Raw genomic sequence first — 23,786 nt, forward strand, 5'->3', positions numbered from 1 at the left:
GCAGTGCTTTAATCGTGCTGAACGACCTGCACCGCATGGTTGTCACCGAACTGCGCGACAAATCCAAAGAGCCCATCTCCGTTTTGGATGATGTTGGCTGAGTTTCCATTGCCCACTTGATTTATTAGAGCAATATTATCTAAACCATTTTGTATAGCGGTAGCTTGGTTATAAGCTCCAGACTGAGAAATTGCCGCATAGTTATATTCCCCAGCCTGCTGAATTGCTGCTTCATTCGAATAGCCATCCTGAACCAAAAAAACTTGGTTGAACTGCCCAAACTGAGAAACTTCTGCAAAATTGTATTCCCCTGTCTGAACGACCTCAGCTAACTGACCAGTAATAGACTCATCCCGTTGCAACATGAGATCCAGCTTTCCCTGACCAGAAAACAGCTCATCATGATCATCTAAGTCACCAGCCCAGACAGAGTTAATACAGGTAAGGAGTAAAAATAAACCACATAGGCTCACTTTGATAACGCCCACCAAAATTCTCCTAAAGGTTAATTAAAGCGAGAGCCATTCCGCTCATCGAGGACCACTATAGGAATTTAAGCGAAAACAATAAATCAGAAAAAAGAATATTTTTTGGGGCGGGAAAACAATAAATATTTAAGACTTTTGTATGAAAGCCTTTCTAGAAAGTTGATTTAATACGAAGATGTAAGATATCGACAAGTAGATTTACTAAATTACACAAACTTACACAAAGATTCAACAAGAAAAACCGCCCACACAGGAATGTGAGCAGCCAGCAACCATTGCAAGACAAAGAAATTAGTCAGAATATTTAATAAAAAAATTATTCTAAAGAATTTTCACAGTTGCATCCGCATATTCACTCAGTACAGATGCAGGGAATTCATTGACATCCTGCATTGCCCAAATATTATTCGTCACACCATTGGCAATAAGGTGAATAACTGCAGATTCAATCGCAGAAAGCACACAAAGTTGAGCCGGATCATTGGTCGTCATTCCAGCCTCAATCTCTAACAAACGCTTATACTCAACAAATGTATAAACGTCTCCCTGAATCTGCCTTGATAGAATTTTCTTACTGGTTAAAACGCTATTTAAAACCCTTCCAGTTCTAACATCGACCGCACGCAAATTCACGGTCACTTCGTCTACTCGATATTGCTCAGAAAGTCCAATACCAAAATAACGCGCACCGGCTCCGCCGGTTTTGATATTGGTATCATAAGCGACTATACCGCCCTCCAACATTATATTTGCTGACATCAGGGAGGGGAGCTCAAAGGGTTGGGGAGTTTCTTGCTCTTTGATTGCTGCTCGTATGATTTTTCTCTCAGTAAGCAGGTTTTGCAGCCCTTCACGTTCAAGAGTAACAAACCAACCTGACTCGTTGAGTACTTGTACGAGCATAGAGGCAGCACCTTGTGTTACTGCAGTAGAAAAAGAGCTAGACGGTGCCGGCCTGTACTGGCCAGTTTGATCACTAAACCCATAAACCGCTACTACGATCTTCCCCCTCGGTAAGGGCAAATTCAAAAGATCTGCATAAGTACTCATTCGATCCGTCAAAGTGGCTTTTTGATGCCCTGGGCCAAACAACGCCTCTCCTGCATTTTGAAAGAAACTACAACCACTTAAAATAAAAACCAAAAATATAACTATTATTCTAACCACCATCACCACCACCCTAAAGAACAAACAATCTATTGACCAATTAAATCAGTTACCAGGATTTAGGCCAACGACTACGATCTCAGAAAGCTCTCCTGTGACAGCATCTGTAATAGTTATAGTTAGGGTACCATCTACATCGAGTATATTAACGATAAAGTCATCGGTTACGAGAGTACCATCATTTCCATCTCCAACATCTGTGAGCAACTGAGACAACAATCTGGATTCTAGTGTATCCGTAAACCTGTCAAGAGAAGATGAATCAGAGTATGGTGACTTACCAGCTTTAGGATCTTTTTTACTATTTTGAGCGCTGGCATTATTTAACAAATAATTACCATTTAATGGATTACCTCCAAAGGATGGATTTACTGGAGTGTAAATTAGCTCTGTCGAATAAGCAGAGACAGAAAAGAAAGATAAAACCAATAAAGCATACAACCTCACTATAATTCCTCCCCGGCCAAGTCCAAGTTTTGTGAAAATAACTGCTGCAGCCTTTGCTGTCGTACATTATTATTGATTTGAGCAACAGCTTGCTCAACTATCTGCCCAAAACGTCTTCTGCCTGGGTAAATAACAGTCCTGAACACCTGCTTATTCTCATAATTTACCCACACAACACTACCCCACCGCGCAGAAGGCCTTTCATACACAGTCAGGTTATAATCAAAGTCAGTCAAGTTGGATGTAATATACAACGATAAAGAGCGTGCGAACTCATGCCCTATGCCACTTACTGTGTTATCAATCACCAAACCGGTAAGGATTGACTCTTCGCTCTGAGCAAACTCTGACTCCTGGGAAATAACTGTACTAGAAATAAACCAAATAGAAAAAAATAGAATTTTTAATTTCACAGATTTTGACTCGCCCAACTACTTGCCTCCAATCTGTTTTTGCAACCAATCTTTTTATAAACCTTGTATAGGTGACTTTTAACGGTATGCTCACTGACACATAGTACCTCCGCAATATCTGCATTGGTTCTACACTCACAAATAAGCTCCAATATCTGTCTTTCTCTTTGTGTAAGGTTTGCGCTAGAATCCATCCATCTTTTAGGACGTCTATGCTGCCTTAAAAAGTTATGCAGAACATCTCTAGGGAACCAATATTCCCCCAGGAATATCTTACCTAATCGCTCCATAATAACCCCGGGCTCACATTTTGCCGGCATCAATCCTAGGACCTTCTCCCAGTGTAAGACAAAGTCAAACTCATTAGGGTCGTCAACATTTAAGAGAATAATGCCAGGCGAGTTAGTAGAAGCATGAATATCACGTAATAACTGATCAAGATCCGCTTTAAAGAGCCCAACACAGTCGAGCAAGAGATAATCAGCCTTAACTCCATCAAGTGAAAAAGATGGGACTCGCTGAACAATGGAGCATCTGGTTTTAAACTCCTCTTCAATATGCCCTGCAAAAATTGAACTCTGCAAGTTGACTGATGAGGTTAAGAAGGTAACAGCGGGACCCTTACAAACATGATCCTGCGAAACAACTTTGAGGCGTGCATATTCCTTATGCAAATTCATCTGGGTTCCCCCAATATGCAATCTCTTTAAGATTTTATCTAATGACTTCTTACTTTTTTATTATTTTCTATCCACATTCTCGATATTGAGAGCTAAATCTATTCGATCAACCAACACACTGCAACAGTAAGTGATACAGATAACAAAAATTCAATCTTAAGTGTGCCAGCGATTATTACAAATGTCATTTTTTCATACAAAGGTATTAAAGACGATTATTAAGTAACCAACTAGAAACATCCTTTTGTCTAAACTTAAAAAAAATAAAGCGTTTAAAAAACAGTAATAAATTTGCACTAACCCACAAAATTAATGGATTTATTTTAAATATTAGCATGAAAAAAAGCATACCTAGAAAAGTTAAAAACCTATAAACGGCACAAAAAGCCAAGTAGCAACAAAAATTAAAATTTAGCTAATCAATCACACTAAAATAATAAATACACTCTCTTTCATGAAAGTAATATTATTTTGGATAACCTATCGAAAGAAACCCTATAAATTATACTTATTAAATATTTTTATAGTGCGTAATAGATTTAATGAGTGCGCAAATAGTAATCAGGGTGGGACTACTTTATGATTTTGTATTGGTACGCTATCACCATGTCTCTTGGTACCTGTTTGGTGTTTTGGTACAAGTAGATGAATCAAAGAACATATAACTATGTTAACCATTGAGGCCCTGATCATGAGCGATCACCTTCACCCCTCTGCCCATGCAACCACTCATACGGTAAAGAATCAGACTTCCCCTCTCTCAGGGCACAACCTGTATGCCGGCGATCAGGCTCTACTCGATTCGGTACACCTTAATGGCGGACATTGGGCCGAAAATGATCTACAACGCTATGGCGAGGTTTGTGGAAGACCAGAAATGATTGAACGGGGTTATGCTGCCAATGAGTTTAAACCCATATTTGAAAGTCATGACCGAATCGGAAACCGTATAGACTTAGTTCGCTATCATCCTTCTTACCATCAACTTATGCAGCTTGCCTTATCAGAAGGACTACACAGCTCCCCCTGGAGTCATCCTTGTAGCGGTGCCAATGTTGCTCGAGCGGCAAAGAACTATCTGCATTGTCAACTTGAGGCGGGTCATGGGTGCCCAATCACGATGACTTTTGCCTCTCTTCCTTCGATAAAATTAAACCCATCAATCGCCAAGGAGTGGATCCCTAAAATTCTTAGCCGGGGCTACGATGGCAGTAATCGCCCCTACTATGAAAAACACTCTCTGACTATCGGTATGGGTATGACAGAGAAACAAGGGGGGTCAGATGTACGTGCCAACACAACCTGTGCAATCCCCATGGATGACGGAACTTATGAGCTACTTGGGCATAAATGGTTTATGTCTGCTCCTATGTGTGACGGTTTTCTAATTCTGGCTCAGGCACCGGGCGGGCTTTCTTGTTTTTTGGTTCCCCGATGGCGTCCGGATGGAAGTAAAAACCCATTAGAAATCCAAAGGCTCAAAGTGAAATCTGGCAATGTATCCAATGCCTCTTCCGAAGTGGAGATGCGAGGTGCCTTAGGATGGCTCTTGGGTGAAGAAGGTCGGGGAGTCAATGCAATTATCAAGATGGTCGCGATAACGCGTTTTGATTGTATGGTCGGTTCCTCTGGGGGCCAACGCCAAGCCGTATTGCAAGCGATATACCATGCATCCCATAGAGAAGCCTTTGGAAAAAAGCTAATTAATCAAGCCCTAATGCAAAATGTCCTGGCAGACCTGCAATTAGAAGTTGAAGGGTCAGTGGCCTTGACCATGCGCATGGCCCGAGCTATGGATCATGAAGATCAAGAACACGAACAAATGCTCCTAAGACTGGGAGCAGCTGTGGGTAAGTACTGGATTTGTAAGCGCAGCCCGCATCATGCCTATGAGGCGATGGAATGCCTCGGTGGAAATGGTGTTATTGAAAGTTTTATCACTGCACGACTCTACCGCGATGCTCCAATTAATGCCATATGGGAGGGTTCCGGTAATATCCAGGCTCTTGATGTGCTGCGTGCCATCACAAAAACACCCAATGTCGTAAATCACTGGCTGGATGAGATGGCAACAAGCATTGGTATGGATATCCGCTTCGATAAAGCTATAGATTCACTAAAAAAAGAGCTTGCTGATTTGGATCAATTTGAATACAGAGCACGCAGTATTATTGATCAAATGGCGATTGCAATGCAGGTTCATCTACTTTTACAGTCAGGCAACGAATCGATTAGTGATGCATTTATTCGATCAAGACTGGAAACTAGAGGAGCTCATAGCACTGGCAGTCTACCAAAGGGTGTTGACATTGAAACATTACTCAGACGCGGCGACCCGCTTACAATTGGTGTTTAACTGCTTTTGGGAGAAGCAACTCGACGACAACCGAGATGTTTCTCCTGTGCAAGATAAAAGATTAGCTAAAAAAAACTATAGCGAAAACCCAGTTGACCACGAACCCCATAATACTCAACTTGCTTTGGCCTATCTTTATTACCAATATAATAAGTTAAAGGTTCATTCGTAAGGTTTAAGGCCTCAGCAAAAATAACTAAATTGTCCCCAATCGTATAATTTGCACTCATATCCAGGCTTGTGTAAGCACCGTAGTACTGGTCTTCATTTTTATTGCCACCATGCTCTTCAATATACTCTCCCTTATGGTTTTGAGCTAAGCGAATGGAGAAAGCACCGTCATCATAATAGATAGAGAGATTATGTAATAAATCAGCCTGACGGGAAATCGGCACCGCACCATCACGGCCCGGAACACGCATTTCTGAATCCATCATGGTTAAATTTGTCGATACCCCAATATTTGAAAGAAATCCAGGGAGGAAATCCAATTTTCGCACGATATTAAATTCCAATCCCCCCAACCACGCATCTTCACCATTTTCCGGACTATAAATATCGACTCCTGACACCCCATTATATTCACCTTCTTTCACATCCTTAAAAATTGGATCTGTAATATCTTTATAAAATAGACCAGCAGATAAAATCCCGGAGTCATTAAAATAGTATTCATACATAAAATCCAGATTCCAAGAGTAAGTAGGATCAAGATCTGGATTACCTCCTATAAACTCATTATCGTGCTCGGCATAGTACCCTCCCGGATTCAGGTCACCAAAGTCCGGCCTGGCAAAGGTTCTGGTCAGCGCGAGCCTGATATTGCTATCCTCTGTGAGCGCATATTTTAGATGTGCCGATGGTAGAATGGATAAATACTCTTTATCACCATTAAACGGCACCAAATAGCCGTTATTAGCTTCATCGTTAACAAATACCTGGCTTTCCACCTTCGTTTGTGTCTGAGTGAGTCGTAATCCCATTACAAGAGTGGCTCTATCTGAAAGCTCATAATTACCCATACCATAAGCCGATAGGTGCCTCTCTGTTAGCTCAAAATTTCGCCCAAGAGCCCCTCCATTTTCAACTAGAGCTGATTCTTCGGGAATCAAAATGAATTTATCCCGGTTTTGGTTCCAAAAATTCTCCAATTGAGACATTGCAGCAACCTGAGAGAATTGGGAGTCATAGTTGATATCCAACTCTGATAGGAAATCATTTCTGCCAGGCTGATCAGACAAGGTAAAGTCAGAGAGAGCTGGGGCAGGCCCATAGTTTTCCTCATCCCAACTGTAAAATGCATCGGAGAATTCAGACACCCGTTCCTTGTCCCGATATTTCATTCCGAATTTTAATTCCAGCTCACTGGAAAACTGGGAGGTAAAGTCAAAAGTGGCTACCACTTTATCCTTTTCGTTGACATACACTTTATATAGTTCAACCCAAGATAGGCTGGACTGGGTTGGGTCCATTACAAAACCATCCGGGAGGTGAGTGGGTATATTTTCTGCTGGGTCAGTACCACCATCGATTTGGTTGTAAGCCAGCCCATCATCATCCAGACCAACATAACCTACTTCCGTTTGATCAAAACGCATTACAAAATAAGAGCGATCATCTTTATTGGGTGTATTCCCATAGCGGAATTCATTATCATAGCTGGCTAAATTCCAATTCAGCTGCTTATCATCACCAAAAAAGTGCTCTCCACCAACTTCAACACCTTGCATGCGTGTTATCAAAGTATTGTGGATATGCTGAAGTTCCATTCTATCTTTATCGAACCGCAACCTGTGCTTGTAATGTGTCTCCTCATCTTCTAATGTCCCAAACAAACCACGAGCAAAAATCTTACCTCCTTCTTCCAATCGGTATTCAGTAGCAAGGTTTAACCCCAGGGTATCTCTGGTTCCGGTATAATCCCGCAGTTCCAATCGATATATTCCCTCCCCTTTACGGCGAGGCTCATAGTTATCTGTTGCCCAATCCCTGCTCCAACCAGTTACATTGGCCAAAAATCCCCATTTACCACCTTCACTTCTATCCCCATAAAGAATGCTCATGGATTTAATATCACCGTCAGCTTTATCCGCATAGCCACCAGATAGGGATATATCCAAAGTGCGTTCTTCTGGGGCTGTACGAGTCACAAAATTAACATTGCCGCCAATAGAGTCACCTTCCTGATCCGCGGTAACAGCCTTAGAGACCTCAATACGTTCAATCAGCTCCGATGGAAAGAAATCAAACGCCGTAGCCCTGCTGGTAGTTTCCTCTTCTGCAGATGGCAAACGATGACCATTAAGGCTAGAAGAACTCCATTGGGACGGGAGGCCACGCACAGCGACAAACCGCCCTTCCCCCTGGTCACGCTCGATAGATACGCCTGCGACTCTTTGAACTGCCTCTGCGGCGTTACGATCCGGTAACTTACCTATACTATCTGCCGATACCACATTAACAATCCGGTTAGATTCCCTCTGTAACTCCAGGGAACGTAACTCTGTCTCAAACATTCGTCCAAGCACAACAATCTCTTCTATTTCGCTATCATCCTGGACACTCTGCTTACTACTTTCTTGTGCATGAGCGTAATTTACTTGTCCCACCAGCAGAGCAATCGTTGCAGGCAATAATTTGACATAATTCATTTTACTTCCCCTGTATCAATCAAAAAATGATTGGCAAATTTTTATCGACACAAATTAACTTGCTCGATCATCAACATAAATCTGGACTAGACCAGGATCCTAAATTGCCGCTATGACGTTTGTATAACAGGTGTGTGAATATTCCCTGCGAATATATAAATGAAAAATTTTTACCATCTGGAATGGTTATTGAATTTAAAAAAAGACTGTCACAAAAACGCAATCATAAGCACCTAAAATTTGGTCTAGACCAAATGGCAGCTATCGATAAAATGGAAAAAACCGGTAAAAAACAGGAATCTGATTCCAGTGAAGATTTCAACAGTGAGCTTTTCTTGCTACTCTTTTCCGGAGTTGCTGCATTCTTCACTTATTTTTGTATGTATGCTTTCCGCAAGCCCTTTACAGCAGCATCCTACGCCAACATTTCCGGCTGGGAATTCACTCTAGACTTTAAAACCGCACTTATAATTTCCCAAGTACTGGGTTATGCGTTTTCAAAAATTATCGGGATTAAGGTTGTCTCAGAGTTACGGCCATTGCAGCGGGGAAGAATGCTGGTAATTCTAATTCTTTTCAGTCATCTTGCCTTGATAGCATTCGCATTGATCCCCGCTCCTTATAATGTTGTCATGCTTTTTTTTAATGGTCTCCCGCTTGGAATGGTGTGGGGACTAGTATTCAGCTATTTAGAGGGGCGTCGTCTTACAGAAGCACTAGGCGCCATTTTATGTGTTAGCTTAATCGTCTCTTCAGGAGCCGTAAAAGCAGTAGCTGCATATCTATTGCTGGAATGGAAAGTGCCGGAAATCTGGTTGCCTGCAACCGTGGGCTTATTATTTCTACCTGCACTGATTCTATCGACATTTACACTCACTAGAATTCCCCAACCCAACCAAGCAGACATCCGTGCACGAAAACAAAGAGTACCAATGACGAATAAAATGCGTTGGACTTTCGTCAACGAAACGAATCTGGGATTGTTGGCTTTAATCATTGCTTATGTTTTCCTAACGGCATTTCGTGACTTCTCTGATAATTTCGCTGCAGAGCTTTGGCAAGCTTTGGGTCATGGTCAAGCACCCCAGATCTTCCTTACCAGCACTCTACCCGTGGCACTGATAGTTTTAGCATCCCTGGCGCTACTTATTTTTGTACGTAACAACTATCGCGCACTGCAGCTAAACCAGCTATTAGTCGCGGGTGGGGGAGTAATCTGCATAACTTCAACTCTCGCATTTGAGTTAGATATTGTGTCCGGGGCTGCCTGGATGATTGGGATCAATATCGGGCTCTATATAGGCTATGTTCCATTTAACTGTTTGTTATTTGAACGTCTGGTCGCCTGCACCAAGAGCCTAGGAAACGCAGGATTTGTGATTTATCTGGCAGATAGTGCGGGTTATATCGGCAGCATTAGTGTCATGCTCTATAAGACTTTCGCGCAACCAAACCTAAACTGGTTACAGTTTACTCAGCAACTTTCCTATGCTACTGGTTTTGCATGTATTTTGTTAATGCTGCTATCACTTCTTTTCTTTCGCCGCTTGCACCGTAATTCTTCTTCACGGTCGAGGCTTATTACTTCTCCAGTATAAAAAAGGTTATAGAGCAGTTATGAAATTTGATATTGCCATTGTCGGTGCCGGGATACTAGGCAGTTTTGCTGCTTACCATGCACTCAAATCCGGAAAAAAAATACTGTTAATTGAAGCCAGCACTAAGCCTCACGGAGCCACGGTACGCAATTTTGGCCAAATAGTACCATCTGGTATGAATCTAAAACTATGGCGAAATCTGGGGCGACGATCGCTGGAACTTTATGGCGAGTTGGCGACAATAATGCCGGACTCACTCTGGCAGCATGGCTCTCTCTACGTGGCTTCTTCTTTAGAAGAGGCCAATCTACTAGAGGAAATGCATGAGATTAATCGTGAGACTAACTACGTTTCCAAGCTTCTTACCTCGACGCAGTGTCACAAACAAATTAATTTACTAAAGCAGAGTTACTGCCATGGTGGCCTCTACTATCCACAGGAAATGAGTGCCGAAAGCTCCCTGCTAATGAAGTATTTTTGGAAACTACTTGAAGACACGAAAAATTTACATTTTAAGAAGGCATCTCCGGTAATAGCCGTAGAGGAAGTCAAAAATGGGGTCCAGCTTCGCTGCTCAACAGGTGAGTCTTTTATTTCAGAACAGGTAATGATTTGTTGTGGCCACCAACTTAGTCATTTATTTCCGCACTTATTACAAACAGAACAACTACAGCTTAGTAAATTGCAGATGTTACGCACCCAACAAATCAAGGGAGTCAAAATACCAGGGAACCTGCTTACAGGTCTGACAATACGCCGCTATGAAGCATTTAAAAGTTGCCCTAATTATAAAAATCTACCGAAGCCCCATATTGATCCAAGCTATGGAAAATTTGGTATCCACCTTCTGTTTCGACAATCTGCCGATGGCAGCATCATCATTGGCGATTCTCATGAGTACTTCACTGCCCAGGACTCAGGCACTTTGGACTATGAAATATGTCAGGAAATCAACTCACTGATGGTAGCCGAAGCCAAGCGTATTCTTAATCTACCCCATTTAAATGTTGCCAGGATTTGGAATGGCTATTACAGCCAGGAAAGTAGCCAAGGCGTATTCCTAAAATCCGCAACAGAAAATATTCATTTAATAACCGGTATTGGAGGAAAAGGTATGACAACCGGACCAGCATTAATGGAACGGGTGGTGAAGGGTATTTTGGACAAGATCCCTCTAGATGAGGGCTTACTCGATGAGAGCTAATGTTGTCGATAAAATTAAACAGTTATTTTTGCAGTACGGGTATTTAACACTTGGAGAAAAATGCACGCAGCTACAGCATGCTACCCAGTGTGCCACCTTGGCGGAACACTCTGGTATCTCCGATGAAATGACTGTTGCCGCGTTTCTTCATGATATCGGCCATCTCCACGCTATAAAGGAAAAAATACCCGGGACGGATACTGAAGGCTACAGTGCACATGACCTAATAGGTGCAGATTTACTCGAAAGGTGGGGTTTTCCCAATACAGTCACGAAGCCTATCGCCCTACATGTTCAAGCTAAAAGGTTTTTAATGAGTACAGATAACATTTATGACACACGGCTATCCGCAGCAAGCCACAAATCCCTAAAAAAACAAGGCAAAAGAATGACAGATAAAGAAAAAGATAATTTTCTTAATACCCCCTTCGCCGAGGATGCTCTGCGTCTGCGCGAGTGGGATGATTCAGGAAAAGTGCCTGGTTTAGGCGTAGCTCCTTTGGATCACTGGCTAAAGATCTGCTCAAAGGTACTTAGTCGATAGATATTTTACCGCTCAACTCCCTTATCAATTACCAAAAAGGAGATAATCCATGGAACCACTGCAACTTAAAGCTGCTATCCTCGACTGGGCCGGAACCTTAGTAGATTTTGGTTCCCGCGCCCCTTTACAAGCGTTTATGCAAATTTTTGCTGAGGCTGGAGTTACGGTCAGTGAAGAGCAAACCCGTATTCCAATGGGTACTGAGAAGAAAGAACATATTCGCCAGATGCTACAACAAAATTCCATTCAAACTGCCTGGCAAGTGGTTCATGGGCGCCCATCCCAGGAATCTGATATAGACGGACTATATCGCCGTCTGGCCCCGATACAGATTCAGGAAATCGATAGGCACAGCCAAATAATACCCGGAGCCGACAAACTATTTGTCCGCTTGCGTGAGCGTAATATACGTATTGGTAGCACCACAGGTTACAGTCGCATAATGATTGAGGGCATGCTGGCAAAAGCTCAACAACAAGGCCTAGAGCCCGACTGTATTATTGCAGCAGATGAAGCTGTGGGCGCAAGACCAGGACCCGCAGCTGCATTAAAGAACGTTATTGAAATGGAAATCCCGTCTGTCAGCCAATGTGTCAAGATTGATGATACCGCCGCAGGCATTTATGAAGGGCGAAATGCCGGCATGTGGACAGTTGCAGTGGTACTTTCAGGAAATGCTTCGGGATTATCCCTGGGATGTTGGCAAGCACTCTCGGAGGAAGAAAAAAGAAATCACAGTATTGGCGCTTATCAAAAACTTGAGAATTGCGGCGCTCATTATTTGATAGACGATATCAATAAGCTTGAACCCGTACTAGTCGATATCAATCGCCGACTCGCTCTTGGACAACGCCCCTGATAGGCTATCAAACTTCAGGAATACCAGTTTGGTAGCCCAGGCTTAAGACCGAGTTTCAGTCAAACCCAAGAGAAATACTGTGTCCTCCAGTTACGTAGAAATTAAATCACATATCCAACTGTTGATCGGTAATGGTCGCCTGGCCGCCAATCACAAGCTGCCCGCTGAGCGCGAGCTGGCGGAGCAGCTGCAAGTCACACGTATTACTTTACGAGATGGTTTAAACCGTCTTGAAGGTGAGGGGCTGGTGTACCGACAAAATCGCAGAGGCTGGTTTGTTGCACCAAATCGGTTTGTGATGAATCCGACACAAAAGGTAAATTTCAACTCCATGGCCCGACAACAGGGTTTTAGAGCAACCACCAAAGTACTTGGGGTCCGTAAGCTGACCGTAAGACACGATATTTATTCCGCCTTTAACGCCACTAAAAGTACCAGGTACTTTGAAATCCGAAGAGTCCGCTACCTGGACCAAAGGCCTGTCATGGTAGAAGAGAGTTATCTCTCATCAGAGAGTTTTCCTGAATTATCTGACTTCGATTTATCCGGATCTATTACCGAAATATTGCAAGATAATTATAGGGTAAATATCACTCACGAGCGCTGTAATATTCAGGTTGCTAACCTGGAGTTGCAATATGCAGAGCCATTGGGTATACACGCTGGTGCTCCAGGCCTGAGAATCTTAAGACTTCGCTATGATTCTGCTGAATATCTGATTGATTACAATATTGAATACTGGCTACCCCACGCCATAGAAATGGAAGTAGCCACTAGATAGTACTTATTTTTTACCGCACCTAAAAAATTCCTTGCTCTTTAATTTTAATGAGGGAGATTGGTTAGTTGTTAGCTTTTAAATAGCTGTCTTTTCTTTGCAGTATCGCTGTAAAAATCCCTTCATTGGGATTTAATAGCTATCGTCTATTCTATCATTACTGGTCTAGACCAGAAAATCATTGAAAATACGGGATATTCGATATGAAGACACTTATCTCCTGCCTGTTGTTAATTTCGTTTGTTTCCAGTAACCAATTCGTTTTTGCCCAGAATAATAAAAAGGTACTTCTAATTGGCGTTGATGGGCTGCAGTACGAAAAGCTCAAGGATATAGACACCCCCAATTATGATCGATTAATTCTACACAAGGCTTATACCGGTGGTATCAGTGGCTCTCAAAGTCAACAGGACACTAAAAGTGGCCCCGGCTGGTCCACTATCCTTACAGGAGTTTGGGTTGACAAGCACCAAGTCACGTCCAATGACTCAGGCCTGGCAAATGCAGAATTCCCCAGTTTATTCAAACGGATAAAGGAGGCTGATAATAGCCTTTGGGTGGGCAGCATATCCCATTGGAGCCCTATAAATACCAACTTTTTTACTACCGACCTGGCACAGGCTAACCTGGTTTTAAGTGGCCTTTCCGATGCGGATGTCACCACACGCGGCGTGCAGGAAATATCCTCAGGTCATGTGGATTTCCTTTTCCTGCACCTGGATGACCCCGATGGTGTCGGTCACAGCTCCTGTTTTGGCAATCACTATAACGAAAGCATTCGCACAAGCGACACTCAGCTGGGCGCTCTGTTAGATGCCGTAGATACACGTATTGCAAAAGGTGAAGAATGGTTAGTGCTTGTAACTACAGACCACGGCCGTGATTCTCGCGGCTGCGGGCATGGGGCACAAACTGCCAGCGAGAAAACAATTTTTATTGGCAGTAATTTGCCATTAAATGCTGAGCACAGCGAGTTTATTGGAGATATCCACAATGGAGATTTCAATGGAATTTATGGCCATGCTGCCCAAACCTCCATTGCACCAACGGTGTTGCGTTTTATGGATATTGAGCTGCAAACGAATTGGAAGCTGGATGGTAACCCACTGATTGGCAGCCCTGGAATACGTAAAATGATGGCTGCTGACAATAAGACAATTAAATGGTATTCCACAGATAGCGGACCCGTGGAGATTCACCAGAATGACCAGTTCATTGATGTCGTCGACGCTAGCTCACAAAGCTGGACCGACTATACAGAAGCACAGGGAGTCCTGGACTATGTATTCGTACATAACGATACCCCAGTTGCTTTGCGTAAATCGGCCCTGGAAATTACTGCTGGCCTGGACTGGAGCAGTGCACGTGCTTACTATTTTCGCGGTGACGATCAATATGTACGCTACAATAAAACCCTGGACAAAGCCTCTAGCGGTTATCCGCGCACGACCAATAACAGTACATGGCCTGGCTTGGGCGACTATGCCCACCTGATTGTTGCTGCATTTAAAGCCAACAGTGACAAAGGCTATTTCTTCTTAAATGACGGGCGTTACCTGCGCTATGACCTCAATGAAGATCGGGTCGATTCCGGCTATCCCAAATTGGTGGACAACAATACTTGGCCTGGTTTGGCTACCTACGCGACAACAATTCGCGCTGTCCTGAAATGGCCTAATAGCAAAGTTTATTTCTTTCTCAAAGACGGGAATTATTTACGCTATGACCTGGAAGAAGACCAACTTGACAGCGGCTACCCCCAACCTATCAATGACAGCAATTGGCCAGGACTCGGTCCTTATGCTAAGGAGATTACCGCAGCCCACCAATGGAACACATTTCGCGCATATTTTTTCCTCAAAAACCAGCGCTATATACGCTACTCCATCACATCTGATCAAGCATACAGTGGGTATCCGAGAACAACAGATAATGAAACCTGGCCAGGCTTGATGACCCCCTGATTCACTACCAGGGCAAACGGTTACCATCCCAAAAAAACAGATTACCACTATCGGCAGGCGCCAGCTGTTGTAGTACATCCACAATACGCCCGGCACTCAGTGCCGGGCTGTATAATTTTCCCGGCGCCAGATTACCCTGGAAGGGTTTGGAAAGTGCTGTATCCGTAGTGCCCGGATGAATGGCCACCACACAACTGTTTTCCAATCGGCGCCCCCATTCAATAGACAGGTTTTTTACCAACATATTGAGTGACGCCTTGCTGATACGATAGCTATACCAGCCCCCCAACTCATTATCGCCGATACTACCCACCTTGGCAGACAGGGATACCCATAGCAGCGGCCGCTTGCGTTGTAATTTTCTATCCAGCGCCTGGGCCAGGTGCATATGAGTGAGGAGATTGATACGCATAGACTGTATCAACCAATCATCCTCACATTGCGCTAGAGATTTTTCCGGGCCATGAAATTCATCGTTCAACAATCCACAACAGTTAATTACCCAGTCAGGCGGAGAGGAAAATTCAGAAAGGAAGGTCTCGACAGCTCTGATAGAGTGCTCGTCCGCGAGAGAGACTGTCAGGTGACGACGCTCGCCGGCGTGTCCAGGTACCCGATCTACTGTACCACGGCTCAAAGTCACCAAAGTAATATCGGGATAGCGCCGAACGATTTCGGCGCCGATCGCGCGAGCCAAACCGCCCGAGGCACCAGCCAGTAATACCATCCTTGGTTGATCAAACATACCGGCCTCCATGCCGGATAGCTCGTGTGGCTTTATTTTGCCTTTTTGCCGCCGGACTTTTTGTCTTTGTTTTCTGATTTCTCAGCGACTTCCTTGACTACACGCAGCATAGGTTCATCTGAGCGGAAAATCAGGCCGTGAATCTCCGTAGTATTCTGCCCCTGCAACAACTGCTGCAAGTACTGCACTATCTGCTCAGAAATCTCCTGGCCAGGTACCAGAACAGGGATGCCCGGCGGATAAGGCACTATCTCATCGGCGCTGGTGCGACCGATAAGATTCTGTGTAGCGTCCACCCCATTGTCCATCAACGGCAACTCTTCCGTATCGGCAAAGTAGGCATCCGCCGGCAGACAGGTGAAGCGGGTAAACTCAGGCAGGCGGCGCGGAGTACCGACATGAATACGCTTGTGAGTATTCCCCGCCAGCTGCTTCAGCGCATGAATCAAGCGCAACAATTTACTCTCAGTACTGCCCAGGGTTACCAGTACTGTGATGGTATTGTAGGTGGTCTTTTCCACTTGAATACCGTATTGATCAAACAGCTTGATCTGCATCTCGTTGCCCGAGTAACCGCTGCGGGAAATATCGATGGTTACCTTGGTGGGGTCTAGGCCGATATTGTCACCCGCTAGAGGCTCAGCAATCAGGTCGTCGCGGGTCAGGGCTCGGAATACTCCGGTTTCATTGACTGCACGGCGAAGGGTTTCCACCATCTGCAGACACTGCTTGAGACGTCCATAACCCTCCATCGCCATTTGCTTACGCGCCACATCGAGACTGGCGATCATGGCGTATTGCGGGCTGGTAGACGCATGCATGTTCAGGTTTTCGCGGAAACGGAATTCGTCGAAGTCCGGGTCCTGCACATGAATCATGCTGGCCTGAGAGAAAGCCGACAACATCTTATGGGTACTCTGGGTCACATAGTCCGCGCCACACTCGAGCGCGGTCGGGCGCAATTCTGGGTGGAAGAAACCGTGGGCAAACCAGGCCTCATCGACCAGCACCTTGACACCGCGCTCATGGGCGTAATCGATAATAGGTTTCAAATCGTAGCGCAGACCATCGTAGGTACAGGAAGTGATAACCAATAAGCGCGCATCGCTATGTTCATCAAGCGCCGCCTCGATATCCGAGCGCTTCACCGGGCCATAAATGCCGAATTCAGGGTGCAGTACCGACTTCAGATAAACCGGCTCACAGCGATTCATCACTATCGCATGGTGAACCGATTTGTGGCAGGCCTGGTCGACGATAATCTTGCCGCCGCCACCGAGTATCTGCTGAATCACGACCTTGTTAGCAGTAGAAGTGCCATTGGTCAGGAAAAAGGTATGGCGCGAACCAAACGCCTGGGCGGCAAGATCCTGTGCTTCCTGAATTACCGAGTGCGGTTCCAGCAGGCTGTCGAGTATCTGTACGGAAACAGACAAATCCGTATTGAATACATGCTCGCCCATAAAGCGGTAAAAGTCCCCTACCCAGGGGCTGTTGCGCAGGCTGTCGCCACCGGAGTGACCAGGAGTATGCCAAGCGTCACGTGCGGAGAATACATATTCCTTCAGGGTATCGGCAAAGGGCGTGGAGGCGCGGCGGGCAATAAACGCCTGTACCAGGCGGAACATATGGTTGAAATTGCCCTCTCGGCGATCAAACAACTCGTCAAAGCGGCGGCGCAGGTTGGTCAGTGACTTGACCCCACTCTTACCGGCAAGAGGAGTACCACCGGCGACATCACTTTGTGCCACCAAAAAAATATTGAGTTGAGAACGAAGTGCATGTATCTGGTCAGCGAGCAGATCGGCAGCTTCCAACCCCTGTGTATCGGTGCCACCATCTACGATAATCGCCTGAAGACGAGACTCCTCCAGTGCCAGTTGTTCCACATCTGCCGGTAACACCGCCTCAAACACCAGGCCAAAGGGGTTTTCATGCAGAGTCGCGGTGTTATTGAGGGCGCTAACCCAGTCTCCCGCTAATTTGCTGTCTGCGCTCACTAGCGCGACATGGCATTCCAGCTTCTGTACGCTGTGCTTCAGGTTGCCCAGTTCAGGCATCTTCATTTCCAAACCCATATTCTTATCCACCAGCATAGCCCGCAACTTGCTGAGGGCCGCTGCCTTAATTATTCAACTATTTGATTTTATTAACTTTTATTTAGTCCCCCGGCAAAAGCGGAGAATCTGGAGTTCTTGGGTAAAAAACCAGGACGCAAATACTAATGGAGCGGACCGGGGAATTCCGCGATGTCAGTGCTTTTGGCGAAAATCGCCAAAAGCGTGCTGACCGACCAGATCTATTGCCAAAGAAGGGGGTAAAGTTAGAACTTTGCGCTGCGAACAACGCCGTCGAATTCGAGGCAGTCCCTGACCCTCTGCCGTTGCACTTCGGAGAGGCGCTCAAGGGGAAAATAAGCTACCTCTGAGTGCTCACTAGAGAGGGTGATATGTCTTCTGTCGGTAAAGTGGGCGCGGAATATGAATGCATGAGAGTTGTAGATCTTATGGTAATAGACGCCGCTCAAGTATTCGATACGCACTTCACGCCCTAACTCTTCATGACACTCCCGCCGCAGGGCCTCGTGAATGGTCTCTCCGGGATCGAGTGCACCACCGGGTAACCCCCAACTGCGGTTGGCATAGGTCGCCAGCAGCTGCAGGACCTCACCAGAATCATTGGTAATCACCGCATGCGCACTGAGCCGATAGCTATCTTCAAATCCCATCGATTCCATCCCTGAATCTTTGCCCAATAGGAGTTAGAACCCCTGTGCCAGGGTGAAGCCGAAGCCAAGAGTCTGCACTGACTCATCGTAGTCGATCAGGCTTTCTCCGTAACCATTAAAGTAGCGAATGTAGCCATCCACCCGGTCACCCAGGGGAAAACCCCAGGTCAGTTCAAACGCACCGTGATTTTCCGAGCGCAGGTTATTGCGCACCATAACGGCTATGGTGTGATCGCCATCGCGGTAGCGGCCACCCAACTCAAAGTGGCCTAAATAATGCTCTATATCCGGATTGTCATCATCCTCACGATCCTCCTTGAGGCGATACCAGGGCTTTATACCAATCGAAAAATTATCCCGCTCAAAAATAAAGTTGGCGTATACCCGATTCCAACTGCGGGAGAAGGGTTCGCTGCGTCCATTGGACTGGTGGTTGAAAGCGATCTGGTTAGCAACATTCTGCCAGCCAAACAGGCTCCAGTTATTGAGCCAGGTGAGAATCAGCTCTGGCTCGTGGTTGGTCTCACGAAATGGTGCCGAGTTATCAGAGTTATAGGCTTGCCAAAAACTCCGGTTGGTGTAAGCCACGCTCATAAATGAAGCGCTGCCAAGAAAACCCCGCCATACCGGTACTTGTACTGATAACTGGAATTGCACCTCGATATTATCAAGGTCTTTCCCTTCGCCTTCGTAATCCGAGAGCCCACCCTTCTCAGGAGTTGGGTTATAGGTAAATGGCAATATGTAGTTGGTCTTGTGGGAGGCAAGTGTAAAGGGGTTGCTGGCGGCATCGCGAATGGCCTGGGCCCGGCCACCAAGTAAGACCTCATCCGTAGGCAATTCCTCAGAGTACTCCTCCACCACAGGGTCGACTTCGAAGAAATCCTCCTCCAGACCTAGCTGGGCTCTCACCCGATCGGCACAGAGCAGGCGAATATCCCTCAGTGTGGTATCGGCGGAGGAAATCAGCAGCTGCTCGTGCAAGCACTGCTCTTGTTGTTGCTCCGGGGTTGTGTCTAACTCCTTAAGCTCTATTTCGGTCTCACCATCAATACTTGCCAAAGCAACATTAAGCGGTAACTGTGAAGTCACAAATAAGATGACCGCCAGCGGCATACCCCAGCGCGAATTGGTTTTGGATAAAGGCAAAATGGCTCCCCCATTAGCACATAAGTGACGAAATCTTACACTGCGGTACTGAAAAAATCCCGCGGTATAAATTCCTCCGGCACTCTCTCAAAGTCCTGTTACCGGCGGTTGACTACGATGTGCATCAGACACAAAAAGTTCAAAATGTGGGAGAAAAGATATTTTGAGGGAATTCTTACCAGGCTGGAAAGGCTATAAGCCTCTGGCAGAGTGAATGATGCGTCAAATAATCATCATTATTCACTAGACTGATAGACCCAATTGTGTTCAAAGGGTATAAGTCCGGTGAACACAATATCGAAATAAAAATTAAAAAAGGAGACTGGTAAGACTAGGAGACCACTCCAGGTCTCTGAGGCGAACCTGCCACAAACGCCCGGTACTAGAAGGCCAATCATAACCGACTAGCAGGCTGCGGTTATCCACATAACAGTGCGCATCCCGCTCAGCCTCATCCCCCTGATAAATATAACCGCTGATATCTGGGCCCAGATCTTGAGAGCGCTGACTAGCCTGATCACCCGCCATAATTCGCGCCGTGCGATGGCTTACTCTGGGAGCCAATAGTTTTCCTCGCTGGGAGGGGTCGACAATATCTGGAGAAACCACTTCCAAACCCGCTTGGTGTTTTACCAGTGTTTTCAATAGCGGCCCCATAAAAACGCGCATTAGAGGGAATAGCAGACGGTTTTCTCCCCCCAAACGCAACTCTTGAGGGCCGTTAGGACCACTCCAGTTAGCCTCTATTTCATCTCCTAATCGGGGAGGCTGACCTTCAGGGAAACACAAATGATAATGCGCGCTGACCTCATCAACCTCATCGCGCCAATTCACTTGGCATTCACTCACCAAGCCATTATTTAGCAGCGCAAAGACCTCTATGCCGAAGCCTCGATCACCCACCAGTCTCTGGCTGACCAGAGAGCGGCGTCCAAGGGCATCAAAGCCCAACTGCCAGCTATCTTGAACAGGCATCTCACGCCCGTCACAGCTGTAATGATAACGCCCTTGTGCAAGGGTTGAGTTCAAACGCATTACAGATTTCCTCCCTGCTCACTGCATGCACCAGACCGATGGTTCAGTACCCAAAAAGTATTGCACAAGGTGGGTTGAGCACCCGGGCTTTGGCGCGAAAATTAACTATATATTTATGCGCTTGTACGGGGATTTCGGAGCGGAAATAAGAGGAGAAAAATGGATATATCTCATCGCTATCAAAACAAGTAACGCAAGTATTTACTAGCACTATTCCATGCTGGTATAGACTAGCTATTAAGAAAAATAAAGAAACAGCGACTGACAAATCCGACTCATTAATCTTTGATAATACCTATCGATCAGACACAATGCTTAATAAAAGTGAAATCCTGATTGATCCAATCCGCAATTCATTTATTTATAAGGCAACTTATTCATTGCTCCAGCACTGAAATTTAAAACCAATTCACCTGACATCAACTGAAAATTAATTCGAGCAAATAAAAACTTTTAACCGCCATACAAAACTACAGTCAGGAAAATAAAATTGACGCCAAAATGCAGTAACAAGCACCTACGTTAAAAGACCACAATCGCAAAAAAGATCTGGATTTTATTATTAACAAAAGGTATTAAACCTCGTGATTCATTGGAAGATTCAATAAAAATGAGTAACCGACATGCCAACCTTTGCCTATCAATCCATAAATTCAAACGCTAGTAACAATCATGATGTTGGCGCTTCCAACAGCCAGTATTTCACTCGTGTTACCCATAACCACCAAGCCGCTAATCAGAGTCCCTGGCTTTTGGTAATGCCAACCGCCAAAGGCCTGGACCCCCACACCCCGCTTTACGGCCCCGCCCAGCTGGTCTCCCAGGCACCTGTGGGTTATATGGCCAAGGGCCAACACGGCAACAGCGAGTTTCTCACTATGGTTGAGGGCAAGGCGCGACAGACTCACCAACATCTCTATCGCTCGCTAAGAAAAACTTGTGATCTATTGGTATATGGCGAAATGGATGGGGCTAATAGCGAATGGAGCTCCATGCAGCAACATGCCGGAGCGCTGGTGGGATCAAGCTCCACAGGCAAGGCCTGCAACAGTTTTAGTGTCCATGCCGCAAAAACTACCCAACACCAAGTCCTGGGGTCAGGTATGGGCTGGATCGCGGTGAAAACAGGCAATATCAATGCTGTATTTGTGCATGTCCCCAATAGCATTGCCAAGAGTGAAGGGCAAGCAACATTGTTTTATCAGAATATTAATAAATACCTGTTGCAGCAGGGCCACGGTGCAATTGACCTCGTGATGGGAGATACCAACCAAGGCAGCAACAGTTTTACCCCTTCAGTAATAAGCCGGGCAACAAACATGATCTTTCACGACGCACACCCTGCAAGCGAGGTAACACCCTCAGATTCCCATCAACGCAGTTTTTCTGGCACCAATAGTACTGCCAGTAAAAAATATGATGTAGCGGTTTACAATACTGCGACTATCAATATCGTAAATGTGGACTACTTATCACAGAGTACTGCAGTCAATATTGACGGTGTCAATATGGCTGCAGCTGTCACTGACCACATGGGTATTTTTGTTGACGTAACCAAGTAAGGCTGGCAGCCATTTCGGCTATAGATAGGATTGCAAAAACTTGTATATCCATGATCGACCTTATTGGTGGACACCTGGAGGTCGATCATGATTTCTCCCTCTATTTAAGCAACAGCTGCCTGCTGAGCTTGCGGGGTAATCCATTTCATAAAATTGCCGGTTTGCTGATTGTCATAGAGCGCATTACCGTGTAAATCATTCACTACTTGTGCCGCACGCCAGGCCGATAAGCTCAGCTGTGGCTCCGCAATGCCGTGACTGGTGCGACCAGTACCAAGGAAATACAAACGTCGACCACTCTCATCGCCGCTGAGTCTTGCCGCAAAAGCATCATCCAACAGCAAGCGACCCTCTGCATCGCGTGCAATGCGCTCTTGTAAAGGCGCCAGACAAGGAGGTAGAGCCTCACACAGGCCAGTGCATAGAATAACGATATCCGCATTAACCCACTCGGTACCATCTGCCTCACCTAGCAAGTGATTTTCCAGCTGCAGTTGATAGTCACCGCGGTGAGACATCTCCACCAGTTCGCGATTGGGCAATAATGCTACTCGTTCAGCATCCTTTTCCAGGTGCACAAGACGGTAGAACAACTGGTAAAGTTCCTTGAGGGTATCAGGAGATATACCATCAGAAGCCAGCTTCTGCTCTGCAACCACTTCCTCACGACGCTGAGGGCTCAACTGACGGAACACATCGACATACTCTGGGGTAAACCAATCATTGGTGAAGGGGGTCTCATCCAATGGCAAATAATTGCTGCGGCGGGATACCCAGGTTACCTGCTGTGGGCGGCCCCAGTGTTTACTCAAAAGATTAATAACCACTTCCGCACCAGTCTGGCCGCCACCGACCACGGCGACGCGCTTACCACTTACATCCGGATTACGCAGGGCAATTTCCAACGCGTGGAAGCAATTATCAGACAGGAATGGGCGGCTGCACTCTGGAATATTTGGTTTTTTACCCGCTGCAACACACAGGTTTTTGGTGAGTACCTGTTCGCGACCATTGGGGCCGTGCACGTCCAACTCAAAAAAATCCCCATTATCCACCACGCTCTGTACACGGCTGCTCATTTGGATAGAATCCAAGCGACGGGCAGCCCACGCCAGGTAATCGGCAAACTCGCGACGGGTTACGGTACGCTGTTCTGCGTGTAGAAAGTCATAGAAACGTTTATTTTCTACCAGGTACGCCATAAAGCTACAGGGATTGGTTGGATCAACCGGCGTTACCAGGTCTTTCAGGTAAGAAGTCTGCATCATAGCCCCCGGCAACATTAAACCAGGATGCCAAGAGAATTCCGCTTTAGCATCAAAAAAGCGATGGCTCAAAGATGTGTCCCGCATTAGAGCGGCCACAGCCAAATTAAAAGGACCGGCTCCGATACCGGCGAGATCTAGGAAATTGCTCAT

The 23,786-nt window shown here is 45.6% G+C and carries 20 protein-coding genes; 8 read left to right on the forward strand and 12 right to left on the reverse strand.

Going from position 1 to position 23,786, the window contains the following annotated elements:
- Positions 1 to 8: 8 nt before the first annotated feature.
- From ACJJIB_RS17725 to ACJJIB_RS17745, 5 genes are all read right to left on the reverse strand, one after another.
- Entirely contained in the window at positions 9 to 488 is a 480-nt protein-coding gene (locus tag ACJJIB_RS17725) for a hypothetical protein (RefSeq protein ID WP_252083079.1), read from the reverse strand.
- 321 nt (positions 489 to 809) lie between these two features.
- Positions 810 to 1,658, reverse strand: coding sequence for a CsgG/HfaB family protein (locus ACJJIB_RS17730; RefSeq protein WP_444883972.1), 849 nt, complete (start codon positions 1,656 to 1,658; stop codon positions 810 to 812).
- 42 nt (positions 1,659 to 1,700) lie between these two features.
- Positions 1,701 to 2,102: a curli assembly protein CsgF gene (locus ACJJIB_RS17735; RefSeq protein ID WP_444883971.1), complete on the reverse strand. Its 402-nt coding sequence runs from the start codon at positions 2,100 to 2,102 to the stop codon at positions 1,701 to 1,703.
- On the reverse strand, positions 2,102 to 2,515 hold the full coding sequence (locus ACJJIB_RS17740; RefSeq protein WP_252083082.1) for a CsgE family curli-type amyloid fiber assembly protein: 414 nt from the start codon (positions 2,513 to 2,515) through the stop codon (positions 2,102 to 2,104). Before ACJJIB_RS17740 ends, ACJJIB_RS17735 begins: the two co-directional genes overlap by 1 nt.
- The gene (locus ACJJIB_RS17745; protein ID WP_252083083.1) at positions 2,512 to 3,195 is read right to left on the reverse strand and encodes a response regulator transcription factor; all 684 of its coding nucleotides are present in this window, start codon (positions 3,193 to 3,195) and stop codon (positions 2,512 to 2,514) included. The genes ACJJIB_RS17740 and ACJJIB_RS17745 overlap by 4 nt, the downstream gene beginning before the upstream one ends.
- 667 nt (positions 3,196 to 3,862) lie before the next feature.
- On the opposite strand from ACJJIB_RS17745, the gene ACJJIB_RS17750 reads away from it, so the two are divergent.
- Complete coding sequence (locus ACJJIB_RS17750; RefSeq protein WP_444887023.1) at positions 3,863 to 5,551, forward strand: acyl-CoA dehydrogenase family protein; 1,689 nt, start codon at positions 3,863 to 3,865, stop codon at positions 5,549 to 5,551.
- A 65-nt stretch (positions 5,552 to 5,616) separates the two neighbouring features.
- Here ACJJIB_RS17750 and ACJJIB_RS17755 read toward each other — a convergent pair whose 3' ends face one another.
- Positions 5,617 to 8,202 (reverse strand): TonB-dependent receptor, encoded by a 2,586-nt coding sequence (locus ACJJIB_RS17755; RefSeq protein WP_444887024.1) that lies wholly within the window; start codon positions 8,200 to 8,202, stop codon positions 5,617 to 5,619.
- Positions 8,203 to 8,336: 134 nt separating this feature from the next.
- Between ACJJIB_RS17755 and ACJJIB_RS17760 the strand changes: the two genes are divergently transcribed.
- The 6 genes from ACJJIB_RS17760 (at position 8,337) to ACJJIB_RS17785 (ending at position 15,149) form a co-directional block, all read left to right on the forward strand.
- The gene (locus ACJJIB_RS17760; protein ID WP_444887025.1) at positions 8,337 to 9,800 is read left to right on the forward strand and encodes a DUF5690 family protein; all 1,464 of its coding nucleotides are present in this window, start codon (positions 8,337 to 8,339) and stop codon (positions 9,798 to 9,800) included.
- A gap of 19 nt (positions 9,801 to 9,819) precedes the next feature.
- Positions 9,820 to 11,004, forward strand: a complete 1,185-nt coding sequence (locus ACJJIB_RS17765; RefSeq protein WP_444887026.1) for a TIGR03364 family FAD-dependent oxidoreductase — start codon at positions 9,820 to 9,822, stop codon at positions 11,002 to 11,004.
- The gene (locus tag ACJJIB_RS17770) at positions 10,994 to 11,548 is read left to right on the forward strand and encodes an HD domain-containing protein (protein ID WP_444887027.1); all 555 of its coding nucleotides are present in this window, start codon (positions 10,994 to 10,996) and stop codon (positions 11,546 to 11,548) included. The genes ACJJIB_RS17765 and ACJJIB_RS17770 overlap by 11 nt, the downstream gene beginning before the upstream one ends.
- Positions 11,549 to 11,597: 49 nt before the next feature.
- On the forward strand, positions 11,598 to 12,407 hold the full coding sequence (phnX, locus tag ACJJIB_RS17775) for a phosphonoacetaldehyde hydrolase (RefSeq protein ID WP_444887028.1): 810 nt from the start codon (positions 11,598 to 11,600) through the stop codon (positions 12,405 to 12,407).
- A 79-nt stretch (positions 12,408 to 12,486) separates the two neighbouring features.
- A complete protein-coding gene (locus tag ACJJIB_RS17780) occupies positions 12,487 to 13,188 on the forward strand; it encodes a UTRA domain-containing protein (RefSeq protein WP_444887029.1) in 702 nt (233 codons plus the stop codon).
- A gap of 200 nt (positions 13,189 to 13,388) precedes the next feature.
- Entirely contained in the window at positions 13,389 to 15,149 is a 1,761-nt protein-coding gene (locus ACJJIB_RS17785) for a hemopexin repeat-containing protein (protein ID WP_444887030.1), read from the forward strand.
- A 4-nt stretch (positions 15,150 to 15,153) separates the two neighbouring features.
- Here ACJJIB_RS17785 and ACJJIB_RS17790 read toward each other — a convergent pair whose 3' ends face one another.
- The 5 genes from ACJJIB_RS17790 to ACJJIB_RS17810 all read right to left on the reverse strand — a co-directional run bounded on the left by ACJJIB_RS17790 (position 15,154) and on the right by ACJJIB_RS17810 (position 20,806).
- Positions 15,154 to 15,894, reverse strand: a complete 741-nt coding sequence (locus ACJJIB_RS17790) for an SDR family NAD(P)-dependent oxidoreductase (protein WP_444887031.1) — start codon at positions 15,892 to 15,894, stop codon at positions 15,154 to 15,156.
- Positions 15,895 to 15,926: 32 nt separating this feature from the next.
- The gene (locus tag ACJJIB_RS17795; protein ID WP_444887032.1) at positions 15,927 to 17,990 is read right to left on the reverse strand and encodes an aminotransferase class I/II-fold pyridoxal phosphate-dependent enzyme; all 2,064 of its coding nucleotides are present in this window, start codon (positions 17,988 to 17,990) and stop codon (positions 15,927 to 15,929) included.
- Between the two features lie 227 nt (positions 17,991 to 18,217).
- The gene (locus ACJJIB_RS17800; protein WP_252083094.1) at positions 18,218 to 18,622 is read right to left on the reverse strand and encodes an NUDIX hydrolase; all 405 of its coding nucleotides are present in this window, start codon (positions 18,620 to 18,622) and stop codon (positions 18,218 to 18,220) included.
- Positions 18,623 to 18,655: 33 nt separating this feature from the next.
- Positions 18,656 to 19,771: a phospholipase A gene (locus ACJJIB_RS17805; RefSeq protein ID WP_252083095.1), complete on the reverse strand. Its 1,116-nt coding sequence runs from the start codon at positions 19,769 to 19,771 to the stop codon at positions 18,656 to 18,658.
- A gap of 309 nt (positions 19,772 to 20,080) precedes the next feature.
- Positions 20,081 to 20,806, reverse strand: a complete 726-nt coding sequence (locus tag ACJJIB_RS17810; RefSeq protein ID WP_252083096.1) for a hypothetical protein — start codon at positions 20,804 to 20,806, stop codon at positions 20,081 to 20,083.
- A 758-nt stretch (positions 20,807 to 21,564) separates the two neighbouring features.
- Between ACJJIB_RS17810 and ACJJIB_RS17815 the strand changes: the two genes are divergently transcribed.
- Positions 21,565 to 22,368, forward strand: coding sequence for a hypothetical protein (locus ACJJIB_RS17815; protein ID WP_444887033.1), 804 nt, complete (start codon positions 21,565 to 21,567; stop codon positions 22,366 to 22,368).
- 104 nt (positions 22,369 to 22,472) lie between these two features.
- On the opposite strand, the gene ACJJIB_RS17820 is transcribed toward ACJJIB_RS17815, so the two are convergent.
- Positions 22,473 to 23,786, reverse strand: a complete 1,314-nt coding sequence (locus tag ACJJIB_RS17820) for a lysine N(6)-hydroxylase/L-ornithine N(5)-oxygenase family protein (RefSeq protein WP_444887034.1) — start codon at positions 23,784 to 23,786, stop codon at positions 22,473 to 22,475.

Source organism: Microbulbifer mixtoriginis (SeqCode) (assembly GCF_052467705.1).